The 17,678-nt window shown below is 60.0% G+C and carries 19 protein-coding genes and 1 riboswitch; of the genes, 8 read left to right on the forward strand and 11 right to left on the reverse strand.

Annotated elements, in window-relative coordinates; all coding sequences use genetic code 11:
* Positions 1-20: 20 nt before the first annotated feature.
* The 4 genes from ruvB to ruvA are packed head-to-tail and all read right to left on the reverse strand — an operon-like array spanning position 21 to position 2,322.
* Positions 21-1,067, reverse strand: a complete 1,047-nt coding sequence (gene ruvB / locus HEQ17_RS02765) for a Holliday junction branch migration DNA helicase RuvB (RefSeq protein ID WP_296291168.1) — start codon at positions 1,065-1,067, stop codon at positions 21-23.
* Positions 1,064-1,429: a type II toxin-antitoxin system PemK/MazF family toxin gene (locus HEQ17_RS02770; protein WP_296291169.1), complete on the reverse strand. Its 366-nt coding sequence runs from the start codon at positions 1,427-1,429 to the stop codon at positions 1,064-1,066. Before HEQ17_RS02770 ends, ruvB begins: the two co-directional genes overlap by 4 nt.
* Complete coding sequence (locus HEQ17_RS02775; RefSeq protein WP_296291170.1) at positions 1,426-1,698, reverse strand: hypothetical protein; 273 nt, start codon at positions 1,696-1,698, stop codon at positions 1,426-1,428. Before HEQ17_RS02775 ends, HEQ17_RS02770 begins: the two co-directional genes overlap by 4 nt.
* Before the next feature lie 48 nt (positions 1,699-1,746).
* Positions 1,747-2,322: a Holliday junction branch migration protein RuvA gene (gene ruvA / locus HEQ17_RS02780; RefSeq protein WP_296291171.1), complete on the reverse strand. Its 576-nt coding sequence runs from the start codon at positions 2,320-2,322 to the stop codon at positions 1,747-1,749.
* Between the two features lie 93 nt (positions 2,323-2,415).
* On the opposite strand from ruvA, the gene HEQ17_RS02785 reads away from it, so the two are divergent.
* On the forward strand, positions 2,416-3,396 hold the full coding sequence (locus HEQ17_RS02785) for a PhoH family protein (protein WP_296291172.1): 981 nt from the start codon (positions 2,416-2,418) through the stop codon (positions 3,394-3,396).
* 64 nt (positions 3,397-3,460) lie between these two features.
* Positions 3,461-3,916: an rRNA maturation RNase YbeY gene (gene ybeY / locus HEQ17_RS02790; protein WP_296291173.1), complete on the forward strand. Its 456-nt coding sequence runs from the start codon at positions 3,461-3,463 to the stop codon at positions 3,914-3,916.
* A 42-nt stretch (positions 3,917-3,958) separates the two neighbouring features.
* Here the strand turns inward: ybeY and HEQ17_RS02795 are convergent, their stop codons facing one another.
* The 4 genes from HEQ17_RS02795 to ahcY form a co-directional block, all read right to left on the reverse strand.
* Entirely contained in the window at positions 3,959-4,555 is a 597-nt protein-coding gene (locus HEQ17_RS02795; RefSeq protein ID WP_296291174.1) for an OmpW family outer membrane protein, read from the reverse strand.
* Positions 4,556-4,751: 196 nt separating this feature from the next.
* The gene (gene metF, locus HEQ17_RS02800) at positions 4,752-5,582 is read right to left on the reverse strand and encodes a methylenetetrahydrofolate reductase [NAD(P)H] (protein ID WP_296291175.1); all 831 of its coding nucleotides are present in this window, start codon (positions 5,580-5,582) and stop codon (positions 4,752-4,754) included.
* Between the two features lie 18 nt (positions 5,583-5,600).
* Entirely contained in the window at positions 5,601-6,449 is an 849-nt protein-coding gene (locus HEQ17_RS02805) for a TlyA family RNA methyltransferase (protein ID WP_296291176.1), read from the reverse strand.
* A gap of 10 nt (positions 6,450-6,459) precedes the next feature.
* A complete protein-coding gene (ahcY, locus tag HEQ17_RS02810) occupies positions 6,460-7,893 on the reverse strand; it encodes an adenosylhomocysteinase (RefSeq protein WP_296291177.1) in 1,434 nt (477 codons plus the stop codon).
* Positions 7,894-7,970: 77 nt separating this feature from the next.
* Positions 7,971-8,067, reverse strand: a riboswitch (S-adenosyl-L-homocysteine riboswitch).
* Positions 8,068-8,189: 122 nt separating this feature from the next.
* On the opposite strand from ahcY, the gene HEQ17_RS02815 reads away from it, so the two are divergent.
* Entirely contained in the window at positions 8,190-9,161 is a 972-nt protein-coding gene (locus tag HEQ17_RS02815; RefSeq protein ID WP_296291178.1) for a MotA/TolQ/ExbB proton channel family protein, read from the forward strand.
* A gap of 5 nt (positions 9,162-9,166) precedes the next feature.
* Positions 9,167-9,916 (forward strand): flagellar motor protein MotB, encoded by a 750-nt coding sequence (locus tag HEQ17_RS02820; protein WP_366938012.1) that lies wholly within the window; start codon positions 9,167-9,169, stop codon positions 9,914-9,916.
* On the opposite strand, the gene HEQ17_RS02825 is transcribed toward HEQ17_RS02820, so the two are convergent.
* Positions 9,888-11,312, reverse strand: coding sequence for a cell wall metabolism sensor histidine kinase WalK (locus HEQ17_RS02825; RefSeq protein ID WP_296291180.1), 1,425 nt, complete (start codon positions 11,310-11,312; stop codon positions 9,888-9,890). The two genes, HEQ17_RS02820 and HEQ17_RS02825, sit on opposite strands and share 29 nt — an antisense overlap.
* Position 11,313: 1 nt before the next feature.
* On the reverse strand, positions 11,314-12,027 hold the full coding sequence (locus HEQ17_RS02830; protein ID WP_296291181.1) for a response regulator transcription factor: 714 nt from the start codon (positions 12,025-12,027) through the stop codon (positions 11,314-11,316).
* A 119-nt stretch (positions 12,028-12,146) separates the two neighbouring features.
* On the opposite strand from HEQ17_RS02830, the gene HEQ17_RS02835 reads away from it, so the two are divergent.
* From HEQ17_RS02835 to HEQ17_RS02850, 4 genes are all read left to right on the forward strand, one after another.
* Positions 12,147-13,121, forward strand: coding sequence for a tripartite tricarboxylate transporter substrate-binding protein (locus HEQ17_RS02835; protein WP_296291182.1), 975 nt, complete (start codon positions 12,147-12,149; stop codon positions 13,119-13,121).
* Positions 13,118-13,582: a tripartite tricarboxylate transporter TctB family protein gene (locus tag HEQ17_RS02840; protein WP_296291183.1), complete on the forward strand. Its 465-nt coding sequence runs from the start codon at positions 13,118-13,120 to the stop codon at positions 13,580-13,582. Before HEQ17_RS02835 ends, HEQ17_RS02840 begins: the two co-directional genes overlap by 4 nt.
* A gap of 12 nt (positions 13,583-13,594) precedes the next feature.
* Positions 13,595-15,091 carry a tripartite tricarboxylate transporter permease gene (locus HEQ17_RS02845; protein ID WP_296291184.1) on the forward strand — a complete coding sequence of 499 codons (1,497 nt, stop codon included), beginning with the start codon at positions 13,595-13,597 and terminating at the stop codon, positions 15,089-15,091.
* Positions 15,092-15,167: 76 nt separating this feature from the next.
* The gene (locus HEQ17_RS02850) at positions 15,168-16,169 is read left to right on the forward strand and encodes a tripartite tricarboxylate transporter substrate binding protein (RefSeq protein ID WP_296291185.1); all 1,002 of its coding nucleotides are present in this window, start codon (positions 15,168-15,170) and stop codon (positions 16,167-16,169) included.
* Positions 16,170-16,273: 104 nt separating this feature from the next.
* Here HEQ17_RS02850 and HEQ17_RS02855 read toward each other — a convergent pair.
* Positions 16,274-17,678: phage integrase SAM-like domain-containing protein (locus HEQ17_RS02855; protein WP_366938013.1), on the reverse strand; the 1,405-nt coding region annotated here is incomplete at its 5' end.

A 17,678-nucleotide genomic window follows, 5' to 3' on the forward strand; every position in this document is an offset into this window, starting at 1 on the left:
CCCGCGCACGCCAACAGACCTCATGCGCCGAAGTTTTTCGGGGGGGTCACACCCAAATGCCTGAAAGCCGCCAACGTGGCCATGCGCCCGCGTGGCGTGCGCTGCAAATAGCCTTGCTGAATCAAATAGGGCTCGATCACGTCTTCGATGGTGTCGCGCTCCTCGCCGATGCTGGCCGCGATGTTGTCCAGACCCACTGGGCCGCCGTCAAAGCGGTGGATCACGGCTTCGAGCAGTTTGCGGTCCATCAGGTCAAAGCCTTCCGGGTCCACATCCAGCATGACCAAGGCCTTTTGCGCCAGGCTTTTGTCGATGGTGCCATCGCCCTTCACATCCGCATAGTCGCGCACCCGGCGCAGCAGGCGGTTGGCGATGCGCGGCGTGCCGCGAGAGCGGCGGGCGATCTCGAATGAGCCTTCGGGGTCAATCGGCGCTTTGAGCAAACCTGCACTGCGCGTGACGATGCGGGTCAGCTCTTCGGGGGTGTAGAACTCCAGGCGAGACACAATGCCAAAGCGGTCACGCAACGGGTTGGTCAGCATGCCCGCCCGCGTGGTCGCCCCCACCAGAGTGAAGGGCTGCAAGTCGAGCTTGATGCTGCGGGCCGCCGGCCCTTCGCCGATCATGATGTCAATCTGGTAATCCTCCAGCGCGGGGTACAAAATTTCTTCGACCACGGGCGATAGGCGGTGGATCTCGTCGATGAAGAGCACATCGTTGCGCTCCAAATTGGTGAGCAGCGCCGCCAAATCTTTGGGCTTTTCGAGCACCGGGCCACTGGTCTGGCGCAGGTTAACGCCCAGCTCGGCGGCAATGATGTGGCTCAGCGTGGTCTTGCCCAAGCCAGGCGGGCCAAACAACAGCACATGGTCCAGCGGCTCCTCGCGCATCTTGGCCGCGCTGATGAAAATCTCCAGCTGCTCGCGCACCTTGACCTGGCCGACGTATTCGCCCAGCAGCTTGGGGCGCAGGGCGCGTTCAATCGCTTCTTCCTGGTGCGACACGGGGGCCGCAGAAATGACCCGGGGTTCGGGTTGAGGGGCAAAGTCGTCTGTGCGGATGCTCATGGGGTGACCAACTCGATGATGTCGTTGAGCTCAAGACGAGCAGTTTGAAAAATAGCGTCGCTGACCCGCTTCCAGGGGTGTGGTGTCGCACCCCGCTGGCGCCAGTCAAAGCTCTTGGGTTGGTTGCAAATGATGTAGCTCGGCTGCTTGGCCGTTTTGCTGTTGTCGATCGCAAACGGGTTGGTGGCGTTGTAGGCCGCCGTGGACATGGGAAAGCCGATCACGATGGAAGTCCTGTCGTTGAAGGCTTTGGGCGACAGCACCAGCATGGGGTGCATGTCGCGCATTTCGCGGCCCACCTGCGGGTTGAAGTTGATCCAGATGATGTCTTGCCGCTCAGGCACCCAAACGGCTCGGCTCACTTGACACCCTCAGATCCAGCACCGAACTCCACGCCTTGCGGCGCATCGGGCATCACTTCGCCACCGTGCACCTGCGGGTCAAAGGCGGCAAGCTTGTCTTGCAGGCTCGGGCGCTGGGGCACGGCGCGCAGCTCCAGACAGCCCTTGGCCACCACCGTGGCCTGCAAGGGCGTGCCGGGCGTGATGCCCAGCGACTGCATCAACTCGCGGCTGAGCCGGATGCCGTGGCTGTTGCCCCAGGTGGAAATGGTCAAGGCGGTGGTTTTCATGGCGTCAGTATATCCATTGGATATCCAAATGCAAGCAAACCCCCTTGCTTATTTGTTCAAGGCTTTGAGTGCCAACTTGATGCCCTCGCTCACCCCCACATCGGCGGGCAAGCTCTTGAGGGCGGCAGCGGCTTCTTTGTCGCTGTAACCCAGCGCCAGCAAAGCTTGTTGGATGTCGCTTTGCGCGTCGGGGGTGTTCACCGCAAACAAGCCGCCCAAGTCACCGCCCAGCTTGCCTTTGAGTTCGAGCAGCAAACGCTCGGCGGTTTTTTTGCCAATACCGGGCACCTTGACCAAGCGCCCCACTTCTTGGGTGGTGATGGCCTGCGCCAGATCGGTCACGCTCATGCCCGACAGCACGCTCAAAGCGGTGCGGGGGCCGACACCAGAAATTTTGATGAGCTGACGAAACGCCTCGCGCTCGGCCAGGGTGGCAAAGCCATACAAAATTTGCGCGTCTTCGCGCACCACAAAGTGCGTGACCAGACTGACTTTTTCACCGGTGGCGGGCAGGTTGTAAAACGTGCTCATGGGCACATTCACCTCGTAACCCACGCCATGGCAGTCCACGATCACCTCGGGTGGGTTTTTGTCGCTGAGAATGCCGGTGATTTTGCCGATCATAGAGAGTGGCCCTTGGATTGCACGGATAGAGGAAAATCGGGGCTCAACGGCCTGCACACACCGGTCGAAATCCCCAAGAACAGGATTATCCACTTGATCGTCAGACACAGCTTCATTCCGCACAACAACAACCGCTTGTCGCACCTGTGCGGCCCCATGGACGCGCACTTGCGCACCATCGAAGCGGGCTTGCAGGTGAGCATTGCGCATCGCCACGAACAGTTCAAGGTGGATGGCCCCAAGGCCGTGGCCATGCGGGCCATGGAGATTTTGCAAGCGGTCTATGAGCGGGCTGACCGCCCGATTTCGCCCGACATGGTGCAACTCATGCTGGTGGGCGACAGCGGCGGCGAAGAGGCTAACTTGCCGGTACTGCAAACCCGCCGCGCCGACCTGAAGGCCCGCACACCGGTGCAAGCGGCTTATTTGGAAAGCATCGCCAGCCACGACATCAGCTTTGGCATTGGCCCGGCGGGCACTGGCAAAACCTATTTGGCCGTGGCCTGCGCGGTGGATGCACTCGAGCGCGCCAGCGTGCAGCGCATTGTGCTGACCCGTCCGGCAGTGGAAGCGGGTGAACGCCTGGGCTTTTTGCCGGGCGACTTGTCGCAAAAGATCGACCCCTACTTGCGCCCGCTTTACGACGCCTTGTACGACTTGATGGGCCACGACAAAGTGCAAAAAGCCTTTGAGCGCAACGCCATTGAAGTCGCGCCACTGGCTTTCATGCGCGGGCGCACGCTGAACAACGCCTTTGTGATCCTGGACGAGGCGCAAAACACCAGCACCGAACAGATGAAAATGTTCCTGACCCGCATCGGCTTTGGCGCCAAGGCGGTAGTGACGGGTGATGTGAGTCAGATCGACTTGCCCAAGGGGCAACTGAGCGGCCTGATTGACGCCGAGCGGGTTTTGAAGCGGGTCAAAGGCATTGCTTTCACACGCTTTAGCAGCGCCGACGTGGTGCGCCACCCCTTGGTGGCCCGCATCGTGGACGCCTACGACGCGCAAGGCAGCGCGCCGCTGAGGGCGGGCATCAGCACCCGACGCAAACCATTGACCAGCGACGATTGAGTTGCCTGCACTGCGCGGCGACGATACGCGCACCCAACACCCTACACACAGACTTTTCTTGCCCATGCCCTTGCAACAACTCCAACTGTCCCTGCAATTTGGGAACATCCCCAATGCGGCACGTCACCGCGCCGCCCTGCCCCGCCATGTGGTGTTACGAGCGATTCGCCACGCTTTGGCCGACGATGCCGAAATCACCGTGCGCATCGTGGGCGAAGAAGAAGGGCGTGCACTGAACAACAGTTACCGCAAGAAGGATTACGCCACCAATGTGCTGACGTTTGATTACGAGCAAGAGCCGGTGGTGGTGGCCGACTTGGTGCTGTGCGCCCCGGTGGTGGCCCGCGAAGCCAAAGAGCAGGGCAAAACGCTGGCAGCGCATTACACGCATTTGCTGGTGCACGGCACTTTGCACGCGCAAGGCTGGGACCACGAGAACAGCACCGCCGACGCGCAAGAAATGGAGGCCTATGAGGTGGCCATCCTGGCCGGTCTGGGGTTATCGAACCCCTACCTTTGATCTGGGATGGCCACAGCCTAGACGACCTGGTGTTTCACCCCCTCAATAACGGTAGCCAATGCCAACGCCATAGAGCAAAGGGTCCACCCGCAAGCGGCCCAAACTGCTGCCGTCGGCATACACATCGGTTCGTATATTGGTTTTTTTCACATCCAGGTTGATCGACCAATTTTTATCGATCGGAAAATCCACACCCACTTGGAAGGCAGTGCCCCAGCTGTGGCTGTCCAAAGTGACACCCGGTGGCAAAGACACGCCGCTGAAACGGGTGTAGGCGACGCCCCCGCCTACATAGGGCTTGAAGCCCTCAAAGTCGGTGAAGTGGTACTGCATCAGCAAAGTTGGTGGCAAATGCTTGAAGGAGCCGATATCGGTGCCGTTGGCATAGACCCGTTGCTTTTGGTGGGTGGTCAAGGCCAGTTCTGCGGCCAAGTTCTTGCTGAAGAAATACGTGAAGTCAATTTCTGCAAAGGTCTTGTTGTCAATGGACAGGCCCAAAGGGGTGGTGTCCTTGTTGACACTGTCCAAATGCACGGAGCGCAAGCGAATTTGCCACGGGCTTTCGCCCAGGCCTTGTGCCATCGCGCCCGTGACCGATCCCGCCAGCAACAGTGCTACCCACCAAGTTTGTTTTTTCATGTCGATTTTCCTTTTGTAAGCGAGAGACAAACCTCTCGATTTCATTGGAATATTGGCGACGATGTGTGCTCTTGATGCACATCAAACGAACACAGGCGGGACTCGCAGCCGCAGGTCCACTTGAGCTTCATCAAGGGTATGCGTTGCTATCTCGCACTGTGTGTGGCAAACCACTGAACAGATGGGGCTGCGCCAGTCAAAGGCGACGCACGATCTCCAGCGTCGCCGCGCTTTGGTTCATGGTGTAGAAATGGATAGCGGGCACGCCGCCGTTGATGAGTTGCTCGCAAAGGTCGGACACCACGTCCAGGCCGAAGGCCTTGATGGAGTCAGTGTCGTCGCCATAGGCTTGCAGGCGCAGCCGGATCCAGCGCGGGATCTCGGCCCCGCAGGCGTCTGAGAAGCGCAGTAATTGTGCTGAGCTGGTAATCGGCATGATGCCCGGCACGACGGGCACATCGACACCCAGTTTGTAGGCGCCGTCCACAAAACGGAAATACGCATCGCTGTTGAAGAAGTATTGCGTGATGGCCGAGTTGGCCCCGGCTTTTATCTTGGTGGCAAAGGCGTGCAAGTCGGCATCGGGGGACTTGGCCTGAGGATGAATTTCGGGGTAGGCCGCCACTTCGATGTGGAAATCGTCACCGGTCTCAGCTCGGATGAAGGCCACCAAATCGCTGGCGTAATGGAACTCGCCACCAGCACCGTAGCCGCTGGGCAAGTCGCCGCGCAAAGCCACCAGCCGCTTGACGCCCATGGCTTTGAGCTTGGCCAATTCAGCGCGCACCGAAGCTTGGGTCGCACCAATGCAAGAAAAGTGCGAGGCCGCAGGCACGCCCTCGGCCAGGATCGCACCCACGGTGGCAAAGGTGCCTTCTTGTGTGGAGCCCCCAGCGCCGTAGGTCACCGAGCAAAACTCTGGCTTTAAGCCATAGAGCGCTTGACGCACACCGCGCAGCTTGTCTGCGCCTTCGGGGGTTTTGGGTGGAAAAAATTCCAGGCTGATGGGCAGCTTCAAACCAGACATCTCAACACCTTCAAAAATTCAATAGTCGTTGGCCTTGGCATAGGCCAAGGCGGCCAGATCAGCCTCGTGGGCTTCGCGTGCTTTTTCGCGTGCGGGAGCCACTGACGCAGGGTCAGGCCAACAGGCCTGCACAAAAAATTCACGGTTGCCGTCGCCACCTTCAATCGGGCTGTCCAACCAAGCCGTCACTTGCATGCCCAACTCGGTCAAAGTTGTGCGCACACGGTTTTCGATGAACGGAAAATGGGTGTCGTCTTTCACGATGCCGCCCTTGCCCACTTGGCCCGGCTGCAGCTCAAACTGGGGTTTCACCAACATGAGCAACTGGCCCGTGGGCTTGAGCAAATGCACCACGCCCGGCAACACCAAGGTCAGCGAGATGAAGGACACATCGCCCACCATCAGGTCAAAACCCTGCAGCGCTTCTGGCACCCGCTCATCACCGGGTTCCAGCTCGCGGGCGTTCACGCCTTCGATGCAGACCACCCGCTCATCTTGGCTGATGCGCGGATGCACCTGGGCGTGGCCCACATCAATGCCCACCACCTCGGCCGCGCCGTGCTGCAACAAGCAGTCGGTGAAGCCGCCCGTGCTTTGCCCCACATCCAGGCAACGCAAACCATCTACCAGAACACCCGTGGCCTTCAAGGCCCCTTCGAGCTTGAGGCCGCCACGCGACACATAGCGCGACTCGGCGTCGTCGAGCAGCTGCAAAGCAGCACTCTCGGGCACCTCATCGCGGTTTTTCACCACCGCGCGCCAACCTCCGTCGGGCTGCTGCCACTTCACGCCCCCAGCAATCAGTCGTTGAGCTTGAGAACGGGAGGCGGCCAAGCCGCGCTCCACGAGAAGTTGGTCGATGCGCATCAGGTGGATTTCAATAACGGTAAGTGTCGGCTTTGTAAGGACCGTTCTTGGACACGCCGATGTAAGCGGCTTGTTCTTCGCTGAGTTCGGACAGCATCGCGCCGACTTTCTTCAGGTGCAAACGGGCCACTTTTTCGTCCAGGTGCTTGGGCAGCACATAGACCTTGCCGTTTTCGTACTGGTCTTGCTTGGTGAACAGCTCGATCTGGGCGATGGTCTGGTTGGCGAACGAAGACGACATCACGAAGCTGGGGTGGCCGGTGGCGCAACCCAAGTTCACCAAGCGGCCCTTGGCCAACAGGGTGATCTTCTTGCCGTCGGGGAAGATGATGTGGTCAACTTGCGGCTTGATCTCGTCCCATTGCAACTTTTCCAAAGAAGCGACGTCGATTTCGTTGTCAAAGTGGCCAATGTTGCAGACGATGGCTTCGTCTTTCATGGCGGCCATGTGCTCGTAGCGGATCACGTTCTTGTTGCCGGTGGCGGACACAAAGATGTCGCACTTGTCGGCGGCGTATTCCATGGTCACGACCTTGAAGCCTTCCATCGCAGCTTGCAGGGCGTTGATCGGGTCGATCTCGGTCACCCACACTTGGGCGCTCAGGGCGCGCAGGGCTTGTGCCGAGCCCTTGCCCACGTCACCGTAACCGGCAACCACGGCCACTTTGCCGGCGATCATCACGTCGGTAGCGCGCTTGATCGAATCAACCAGCGATTCGCGGCAGCCGTACAGGTTGTCGAACTTGCTCTTGGTCACCGAGTCGTTCACGTTGATGGCACGAAACATCAGACTGCCCTTGGCGGCCATTTCGTTCAGGCGCAGCACGCCGGTCGTGGTCTCTTCGGTCACACCGATGATGTGCGCGCCCTTGCGGCTGTACCAGGTCGGGTCCACGGCCAGTTTGGCCTTGATGGCATTGAACAGGCAGGTCTCTTCTTCGCTGGTGGGGTTGGCGATCAGGCTGGCGTCTTTTTCAGCACGCTTGCCCAAGTGCATCAACAACGTGGCATCGCCGCCGTCGTCCAGGATCATGTTGGGGCCTTCGCCTTCGGTGCCTGCAGCGCCGAAGTCAAAAATGCGGTGGGTGTAATCCCAGTAATCGGCCAAGGTCTCGCCCTTGATGGCGAACACGGGCGTACCTGCAGCGGCAATGGCGGCAGCTGCGTGGTCTTGTGTCGAGAAGATGTTGCAAGAGGCCCAGCGCACATCGGCGCCCAAGGCTTGCAAGGTCTCGATCAGCACGGCCGTCTGAATGGTCATGTGCAGCGAGCCGGTGATGCGTGCGCCCTTCAAGGGCTGGGCCTTGGCGAACTCTTCGCGGATGGCCATGAGGCCGGGCATTTCGGTTTCGGCGATTTTGATTTCTTTGCGACCCCAGTCCGCCAAGCCGATATCGGCAATGATGCAGTCTGCGTTGACGGCCGTCGGAATACGTGCGTTCATGTGAAAACTCCAAAGCAATGTGAAAGGGCCACATGCGTATTGGAAGCACTGAACCGAAACAGGCTCACCTCACGTCATGTGGATGAGCGTCGTTGCTTTTAAAGTGTTCCGAGCCTCACGCCCCGCTGCCGACTTGTTGGCAAGCCAGGGGGCGCTGCAACGCTCCTCGGAAGCGGGCATTCTATCGCAGACCCATCAGCCGATGGCTTGCCCACCCAAAGCCGCCCCGATGCGCCGGGGGATTTTGCATGGGACATTTGCTAGACTGAAAAAAATCTTCACACCCGCAAACCACCATGCCCGACCTGATGAAACATCTTGCTGCCTATTGGCATCTATGGACCGTTGCAGCGGTGTTGGGGCTGATCGGTCTGCACTACCTGTTCCGGTTTGTCATACCGGCCCTTGTTCTCAAAAACCAGTTTAATGCGGTCAATTCGACCTTGGGTCAGTTGGCCACACGGCCTGCCGAGGCTCCCATCGATCTGACGTCTCTGCAGCAAGAAACCACCATCAACCCCGCCTTGCATCATGCATGGCAACAATATGCCCGCACGCTGCAAACCCCATGGCAAAACCCTGATGCAGGCCCTATCGGTGCTGCCAGGCAGCGCGTGAGCCAATTGTCTGGCGCATTTTTTGCCCACATGAACACGAACGCTGACGGTGGGCGGCTGGACCTGTCTGCCATTGAACGCCTGGCGCAAACCGATGCGCAACTGGCAACACTTTGGCAGGAGTACAACCAAGCTGTGGAAACTCTCCAGCAGCTTGAAACCAGCACGCTTGCACGCTCCGGGCCGTGGCAAGCCAGCAGCTACGCCGAGCACTATTTCACAGAGCAAGCCTTGGTCGACTCGCCCCTTCAGACCCACTTTTTCAGCCACATCCCGGGCATCCTGACCGGGGTGGGCATCATTGGCACCTTCACAGGCTTGATTGCGGGTCTGATCGGATTTGATGTCTCTCAACCCCAGCAGGTGCAAAACGAATTGACCCAACTGGTACAAACAGTGGGGCACGCTTTTTTGGTTTCTGCCATGGCCATCACTTTGGCAATGGTCTTCACCTGGTTTGAGAAGTCCTTACTCACAGGCCGCTATCGGCAGGTGGAGCAACTTCAGCACCATCTGGACACGATCTTTGCGCCCCATGGCGGTGAACAACACCTGGAGAGACTCACCCTGGCCACCGAAATGCAAACCAGGCTGTCTCTGCAAATATTGCAGCAATTGCGCGCCACATCGCCCACAGCCAGCCAACGCTGAAGACGATGGGACCGAACACCCGCCCCAACAGACGACGCAGGAACGATGCGGAAAAGCCGTTCTGGATTTCTTTTTCCGACCTGATGACCGCGCTCATGGTTTTGTTTTTGGTAGCCATGGCCGTTGCTTTGCTGAGCGTCACGGAAGGCTTGCGACAAATGGACGATGCCCGCATCCAACGAGAAAGCACCATCTCGACTTGCCTTGAGGACATCGCCTTGATCACCCGCCAAAAGTCTTTTGCGGGGGTGCAGTTGCGTGGACAAACCCTGGAATTCGGTTCGCTCGCTGAATTTCCCAAAGACAGCCACCAACTGGACAGCCTTCGCGCCAACTTCCTGCGTGAATTCGTCCCGGAAATGCTCGACATTGCACGCACGCCTGCATGTCAGATGTGGCTCAAACGGTTTGTGGTGGACGGCTATGCCAGCCCCGAGGGTTCTTACCTGTACAACCTCAATCTGAGCTTGGCACGTTCGCAACGTGTCTTGTGTGTGCTGCTCGATGCCAAAGCACCCAACGCACTCAGCCAGGAAGACCGTCAAACGATCAGAGACCTGTTCTTTGTGGGCGGGTCCTCTTTCAACTCTGCCATCTTGAACCAGCCTGAAAAAAGTCGCCGAGTAGAGCTGCGACTGGAGTTCAAGGAACAACTGTCCAACTGCAGCCCTGCCACCCCAGGCTGCAAGCCCGAGACCCCGCCCTCCATCCTCTGGGATGAGGACTTCACGTGTCCATTGGCTGGGCGCTCGTGAACCCCAGCCGAACCACGGTGCCCCTGCCGTCTTTGACAGGACTGTGGACACCGACCACTGCACCATGCAGGTGGGCAATTTCCTTGACAATGGCCAGGCCCAAACCACTGCCTGACACCCCCGAGGGTGCAGCGCGGTAAAAGCGCTCAAACACATGCGCCTGATGCGCCGCCGCAATCCCGGGGCCATCGTCTTGTACCTCCACCCACGAAGGCCCAACCCTGACCGTGATGTGTGCTCCAGGCTTGGAATGCTGCAAAGCATTGTCAATCAGGTTGCTCAGGGCTTCACTCAACAACAGCTCTAACCCCAAGACCACGCCGCGGGTGTCCAGTATTTCCAGGCCCAGATCGTCACCCCTTTGGTGCGCTCGCCACAAATGGGTCTGGGTGACTTGCCTGGCCAGAACCACCAAATGAACCGGCTGCGGGCTGTGCATTTCACGGGCGTGCTCCACACGCGTCATGGTCAACATCTTCTCGGTCAAGCGCACCGCATCGTCGGTGGTCTGCCGCGCCGCCTGCAGCAAGGCCTGCGCCTGCTCGGGATGCGGGTTGCGCTGGGCCAGTGCCAATTGTGTTTTGAGCGCCGTCAAAGGGGTCCTCAACTGGTGCGCAGCGTTGTCCAGAAAGCGCTTGCGGATGTCAATCAACCGGCCCAGACGGTCCAGATAACTGTTCAGGGTGTCGATCAGGGGCTGCAACTCGCGCGGCAAATCGGGGGGTTGGATGGGCGAAAAATCATCTTCGGCCTTACCCGCCAGTTGCCGACGAAAAGCCTCCAGCGGCCGGATGCCCAACTGCACCCCCAACACCACCAACAAAGCCGCCGCCAACAGCAGCAGGCCTTGACTTCTCAAGGTGCCCCGGAAAATCCGCTGCGTCAATTGCTGGCGCGCCTCCATGGTTTCAGCGACCGTGATCCGGATGAGGGGGTCGGTCAAGCCTGCGGCCTCCATCACATGGATGAGCTGAACCAAACGCACCGATTGGTTCAGGTAACGCCCATCGCCCAACTGCACCAAGGCAAAAAAACGCACCGATGACGCACTGCTTGCTGGCAAATCAGGCAAATCGGCAGCACCCGCCAACCACTGCCCATCGAGCAATCTGACCTTGTAAAAAAGACGCGCCCCGGTGTGGTTTTCAAACAAATAACCTGCCGCCTTCATCAGCTCCAGTTGAACCTGCCCATCACGCCAAACCAGTTCTTCGGCCAAAGTGCGTGCAGCCAGGTACAGCGACCGGTCATAGGCCTCGTTGGCCGCGTTGACCGCGTTACCGTAAGCCACCCAGGCATTGACTCCAATGAGCATAGCCAAGGGCAACAAAATCCAGGCCAACAAGCGACCGCGCAGGGACGCAACAGGTCGGACAAATTGCTTGAACGAAGGCATTTCAAGTCCGTACCGGGGCTTGCGTCAGCATATACCCCATGCCCCGGAAGGTGGTGATGGCCACCTCGGCATGGGCGGGCGCTGCGTTCAGCGATTCGAGTTTTTTACGCAACCGGTAAATCAACACCTCCACAGCGTCCAGCGCTGTGGGCTCGTCGCCAAAGACCTCGGCGTGCAACTGCTCTTTGCTCACGGTGCGTTGGGGCGAAGCCAACAGCACCCGCAAGGCAGACGATTCACGCTGGGTCAGCGCCAGCGGCAGCCCGTGCAACAGCACCGCACCGCTGTCGGGCTGCATTTCCAGTGGCCCCATGCGCAGCGCTGCGGTCTTAACCCGCCCCTGGCGACGCAGCAAAACCTGCAGACGCGCCTCCAGCTCGCTCAGGTCAAAGGGCTTGGGCAAGTAATCGTCGGCGCCCAGGTTCAGGCCCAGCACCCGGTCGGGCACACTGGCGCGCGCCGTCAAAATCAGCACCGGCACCGCATCGCCCCGTGCACGCAAAGCCTGCAGCACGCTCAGGCCGTCTGGCCCCGGCAACTGCAAATCGAGCAGCACCGCATCAAAACCATGACCCAGCTGCAAACACTGCTCGGCCTGCAGGCCGTCGGTGGCAAAGACCACCTCCATGTCGGCTTGGCGCAAGGCAGCCCCCAACCACAAGGCTATGTCGGGGGTGTCTTCTACCAGCAAGATGCGGGACTTGAGGGTATTCACTGATCAGCTTTGACAGGTGATTGACAGTTTGGCGCGGCACGGCACACGACAATCCTGGAATCTGCACCAGACACAGACCCGGGCAGTGGCTTTTTTTGATTTTCACACAGGAGACCTGCATGTCCATTTCCAAACGCGACTTCCTGGCCCTCGGCACTGCCGCTGGTGCTTCCCTGGCCCTGCCGGCTTGGGCTCAGGCCAAACCCATGTTTGACACGCTCAACATGTTCGTGCCCGCTGCCCCCGGTGGCGGCTGGGACGGCACAGCCCGCGCCATTGAGCGCGCTGCCAAGGCGGCTGGCCTGGTGGGCAACATGGCCTTTGAAAACGTCGGCGGCGCTGGCGGCATGGTGGGCCTGCCCCGCTTTGTCAACCAACGCAAGGGCCAGGGCAACATCCTGATGGTGGGTGGCTCGGTCATGATCGGCGCGGGCATCGCCAACAAGAGCCCGATGACCATCAAAAACGTCACCCCCATTGCGCGCCTGACCGAAGAGGCTGGCGTCATCGTCGTGCCTGCTGCGGGCAAGATCAAAACCTGGAAAGAGCTCGAAGCGGCCATCAAAGCCAACCCCAAAGCCGTCTCGGTGGCCGGTGGCAGCGCTGGCGGGACAGACCACTTGATCCTGGGCATGTTGATCAAAGCGCTGGGCAAAAACCCGCGTGAAGCCGCTTACGTGGCCTTTGCGGGCGGTGGCCCCGCCAACGCGGCCATCTTGGGCAACCAGGTGGTGGCAGGCATTTCGGGCTATTCCGAGTTTGAAGAGCAAATCAAGGCCGGCAAGATGATCCCTCTGGCCGTCTCGGGCAAAAGCCGCATTCCCGGCGTCAACGTCCCGACTTTCACCGAACTGGGCATCAACGTGTCCGAATCCAACTGGCGCGGTGTGTTTGCAGCCCCCGGCATCAGCGACGCGCAGCGCAACACCTTGATTGACTTTGTCACCCGCCTGAGTCAATCGGCCGCCTGGAAGCAAGAGCTCGAAACCCGCAAATGGACCAACGCCTTCATGACCGAGCGCCCTTTTGAGCGCGATCTGGCCAAAGACATTGCCGAAAAGGAAGTGCTGATGAAAGAACTGGGCTTGGCATGACGCCTGTGCGCCTGGCTCTTTTGCTGCTGGCCGTTTGCGGCGTGGCCGCCTGGCAACTCACGGTCATTCCGCCATCGCTGATGCAAATGACCGTGGGCCCGGTGCTGGCCCCGGCCGCCATCGTGGCAGCGCTCACCGTGGTGGCGCTGCTGTACGGCTGGAGCGCCTGGCGCGGACGCCAGGTGGACCTGAGCCAGGACAGCGGACAACAAGCCCTGCCCGGCGCGACCACCCGGATGCTCAGCTTGCTGGGTGGCGGGGTGGCCTTCATCGCGCTGGTCATTCCCCTGGGCTTTGTGCTGCCGGGCACGCTGTGCGGCATGTGCATTGCCCGTGCTTTTGACGCGCCTTTCAATGGCAAGTCGCTGCTCATCTGCGGCCTGATCGCTGGCGTGTTCTGGTTTGTCTTTGCCCGCTTGCTGGGCGTGGGCCTGGGGCCTGCACTGCCCTGGTTGATTTGAATCGGATACCCCATGGAAGCTTTTGACGCCCTGATGGGCGGCTTTGCCATTGCCCTTCAACCCACCACCTTGCTGTGGGGTTTCGTGGGCTGCTTTATCGGTACGCTGGTGGGTGTATTGCCCGGCATTGGCCCGGCGCTGACCATCGCTTTGCTGCTGCCCCTGACCTACCATGTGCCCGCCACCAGCATGTTCGTCATGTTTGCGGGCATTTACTACGGCGCAGCCTATGGCGGCTCCACCACTTCCATCTTGCTCAACACGCCAGGCGAATCGGCGGCGGTGGTCACCGCGCTCGAAGGCAACAAAATGGCCCGACGCGGGCGCGCTGGCCAAGCCCTGGCCACTGCCGCCATCGGCAGCTTTGTGGCGGGCACCATCGGCACTTTGGCGCTCACCTTTTTTGCCCCCTGGGTGGTCGACGCCGCTCTGGCCTTTGGCCCCGCCGAATACTTCAGCCTCATGGTGCTGTCGTTGGTGGCGGTGTCGGCGGTGCTGGGCAACTCCATGCTGCGCGGCCTGGTGGCGCTCGGTCTGGGCTTGCTGCTGGGCATGATCGGCATCGACCTGCAAACAGGCCAACCCCGCTTCACCTTTGGCCGCCCCGAACTCCTCGATGGCATCGAAGTCACCGTGGCTGCGGTGGGCCTGTTCGCCGTGGGCGAAGCACTTTACCTGGCCTGGCAAGGGCGCGAGTCCAAAGGCGGCGAAGTCATGAAACTCTCGGGCAGCCTGTGGATGAGCAAGCAAGACTGGGGTCGCTCCTGGAAAGCCTGGCTGCGTGGCGCTTTTTATGGCTTCCCCATCGGTGCCATGCCTGCAGGCGGGGCCGAGTTGCCCACGCTGCTGTCGTACTACACCGAGAAAAAACTCTCCAAGCACCCCGAAGAATTTGGCCACGGCGCGATCGAAGGGGTGGCCGGACCCGAAGCCGCCAACAACGCGGCCGCTGCGGGCGTGCTGATGCCCTTGCTCACCTTGGGCATCCCCACATCGGCCACGGCGGCCATCATGCTGTCGGCCTTTGAAGGCTACGGCATCCAAACCGGCCCTCAGCTGTTCAGCCAACAAGGCGGCTTGGTCTGGACCCTGATCGCCAGCCTCTACATCGGCAACGTGATCTTGCTGGTGCTCAACCTGCCTTTGGTGAGCTTGTGGGTCAAGCTGCTCAAAATCCCGCCGCCCTGGCTTTACGCGGGCATCATCGTCATCTCGACTGCGGGCGTTTATGGCGCAGGCAACTCGGTGTTCAACGTCGGCCTGCTGTTTGTCTTTGGCCTGCTGGGCTACCTGATGCGGCGCTTTGACTTCCCGGCCGCGCCCCTCATCGTGGGCCTGATTCTGGCTCCCATGGCCGAACAATCGATGCGCCAAGCCTTGACCATCAGCCAAGGCGAATGGTCCACCTTTTTCACCCGTCCCTTGTCGGGCAGCTTGATGGCGGTGGCCGTGTTGCTGCTGGTGGCACCAGCACTTTGGCGACAATTTCGCAGGCCAACGACACTTTAATAAGTAATAACCCGCTTCAAAAATTTCCGTTTTTTGATTTAATCACATTTTCTTTTCACAACTGGAGTTCAGAGACATGCAAGATCCCCAATCCCCGCTCATTCCCCGCCGTGATTACCTCAAATGGATGGGCGCGGCAGGCTTGGCGGCCACTGGCGTTTCGGGCCATGCCCAATCGACCTGGCCCAACAAGCCCATACGCTGGATCATCCCCTTTGCATCCGGTGGCACCTCCAGCATTGTGGCCCGTGGCGTTGCCGCCCAACTGACCAAGCAAATGGGCCAGTCTTTTGTCATTGACACCAAAGGCGGCGGTGGCGGTGTGCCCGCCATGCAAGAGCTCCACCGCGCCCCGGCCGACGGCTACACCATCATCATGAGCCACATCGGCCTGATGGCGGTCAACCCCCTGATCTACCCCGACAGCGGCTACGACGTGAACAAGGACTTTGTGCCTGTGACCCTGCTGTCGCGCGTGCCCAGCCTGTTTGTGGTGCACAAAGACGTGCCTGCCAACGACTTCAAGTCTTTGGTAGCCTACGTCAAGTCACGCCCCGGCCAACTGAACTACGCTTCGGCGGGCAATGCCAGTGCGGGCCACCTGGCCATGGAAGCGCTCAAGCTGGCCACAGGCATGTTCATCACGCACATCCCCTACCGCGGTACAGGCCCCGCCCTGAACGACGTGCTGGCAGGTCGCATTCAATTGTTGTCCGCAGGCACACCGGCCCTCTTGCCCCACATCAAGAGCGGCGTTTTGCGCTGCATTGCCACGGGTGCCACCGAGCGGCTTTCGGTGCTGCCCGATGTCCCCACCGTGGCCGAGCTCGGCTACAAAAATTTTGAAACCGTGCAGTGGTACGGTATCCACGCACGGGCAGGCACGCCACCAGAGATCATCAACAGGTTGCAACAAGAATGCGCCAAAGCGGTGAAATCGCCAGAAATCGTTGCGCAAAACGCGGCCGAAAGCGCCATTGCCGGTGGCGGTACGCCTGCCGAATACGGTGCCTATGTGGCACGCGAACAAGCCCGCTGGAAAGAAGTCGTGATCAAAGCTCAGATCCGTCCCGGTTGATTTCTTCTCTGCCTGGCCTTCACCGAAGGCCAGCAGCGCTCACCCCAAAAATCAACCCCTGCTGGGCCACTTGCAGGGGTTTTTTGTTGGTGCGGCCTCACCCCTCAATTTTTGGACGTGCGCCGACTTTGCAGCATGGCCACGTTCATCTCGCCATCCAGCGCAGACGCATAAAAACGCTCGATCATCTGCACCGAGGTTCTGGCGTTGCGGGCCAAGGTCAGCATGTCGATGCCCTGGCCATAGAGGAGGCGAAACATGATGGACGTGTGCCGCAAACAATACAGCGTGCGCAAACGGCCCATCGCATCTTCTGGGGCCACACCGGCCTCGCGCATCACCCACTTGAACCAAAAGCCCAGCACGGCCAAGGCGTAATTGCGATCGGTCTCGGCGGGCAAAAACACATAGTCATCTGGCCCGCCGCGGCCATCTCGCTGCGCCTGCGCCAGCGCAGCCTCATAGACCTGCACCGCCGGACGCAATGTCACCATGGGCGCGTCGTGGCGCTTGGTTTGCGGCAAGGTCATGCGCAAATACACACTGCTGCCGCGCACCACCTGCACATGCTTGTGCTTGAGTTGTCGCAAATCACCGGGCCGCACAAAACTGTTCACCATGAACCGAATGGCCCATGCCATGTCGGGCGGCAGACTCAGGTTGCGCGGCTGCACCCAAAAGCGCTCTCGGTGCCCGGTAGAGGCCTTGACCTCTGGGGCCTTGTCGCCATGGCGTGCCAGGCGGTGCGCCGTGCGCACCACAGCGGCGTACTCCTGCAAGCTCAGCATCGAGCGCGGGCGGTTGGCCACCTTGATTGACGGCAACTCTGGCATTTCACGCAGAAAGCCCTGACGAATGGCCAGCTTGAGCAACTTGCGCACCACCACCAGGTACTGTGACACCGTGGTCGAACTCAAATGGGCATCGGTCAGGCGCTTGACAAACGCGTCCATCATCATGGGCGTGACCTGAGAAGGCGGGATGTATTTGAAATACGGCAACACGTGGGCGTCAAGCCGGTTTTTGAGAATGCCGACCGACGCCGCACTCAACTCAGCGCGCTGCACGCGCTGGTTTTCCAGCGCAATCAACTGGTCGGCCAACACATCAAAGTTGTTCGCGCGCAGCGCCCCCTGGGTCAACACCGAATCGGTCATGACCGATCGTTTGCGGGGGCTCAGCTTGGCCCGCGGGGCCGGTACAGGGGCCTCTTGTTCCCTGTACAAATCACCCAGCTCTCCCGGCTCATCCACGTCGCCCGATGCGTCCAACGCCTCTTCAGTTTCATTTTTGTTGTTTTTCACGGTTTGCGAAGCGGCCCGTCCCCCCTTCGACATTTCACGCCACGCGTCGGGACTGACCACATAAAACACCGGCTGATTGGCGTCCAAAATGGCCACGGCGGACGCCCCTGATTCCCCTACGATGCTCAAGGGTTTTACCAAGAAGTCATCCAGGCTGGCGCACAAGAAACCGAAGAGAGGGCGGACGGTCATGCGTTCATTTGGC

This window comes from Limnohabitans sp. (assembly GCF_023910625.1).
In the GTDB taxonomy this organism is placed as follows: domain Bacteria; phylum Pseudomonadota; class Gammaproteobacteria; order Burkholderiales; family Burkholderiaceae_C; genus Limnohabitans_A.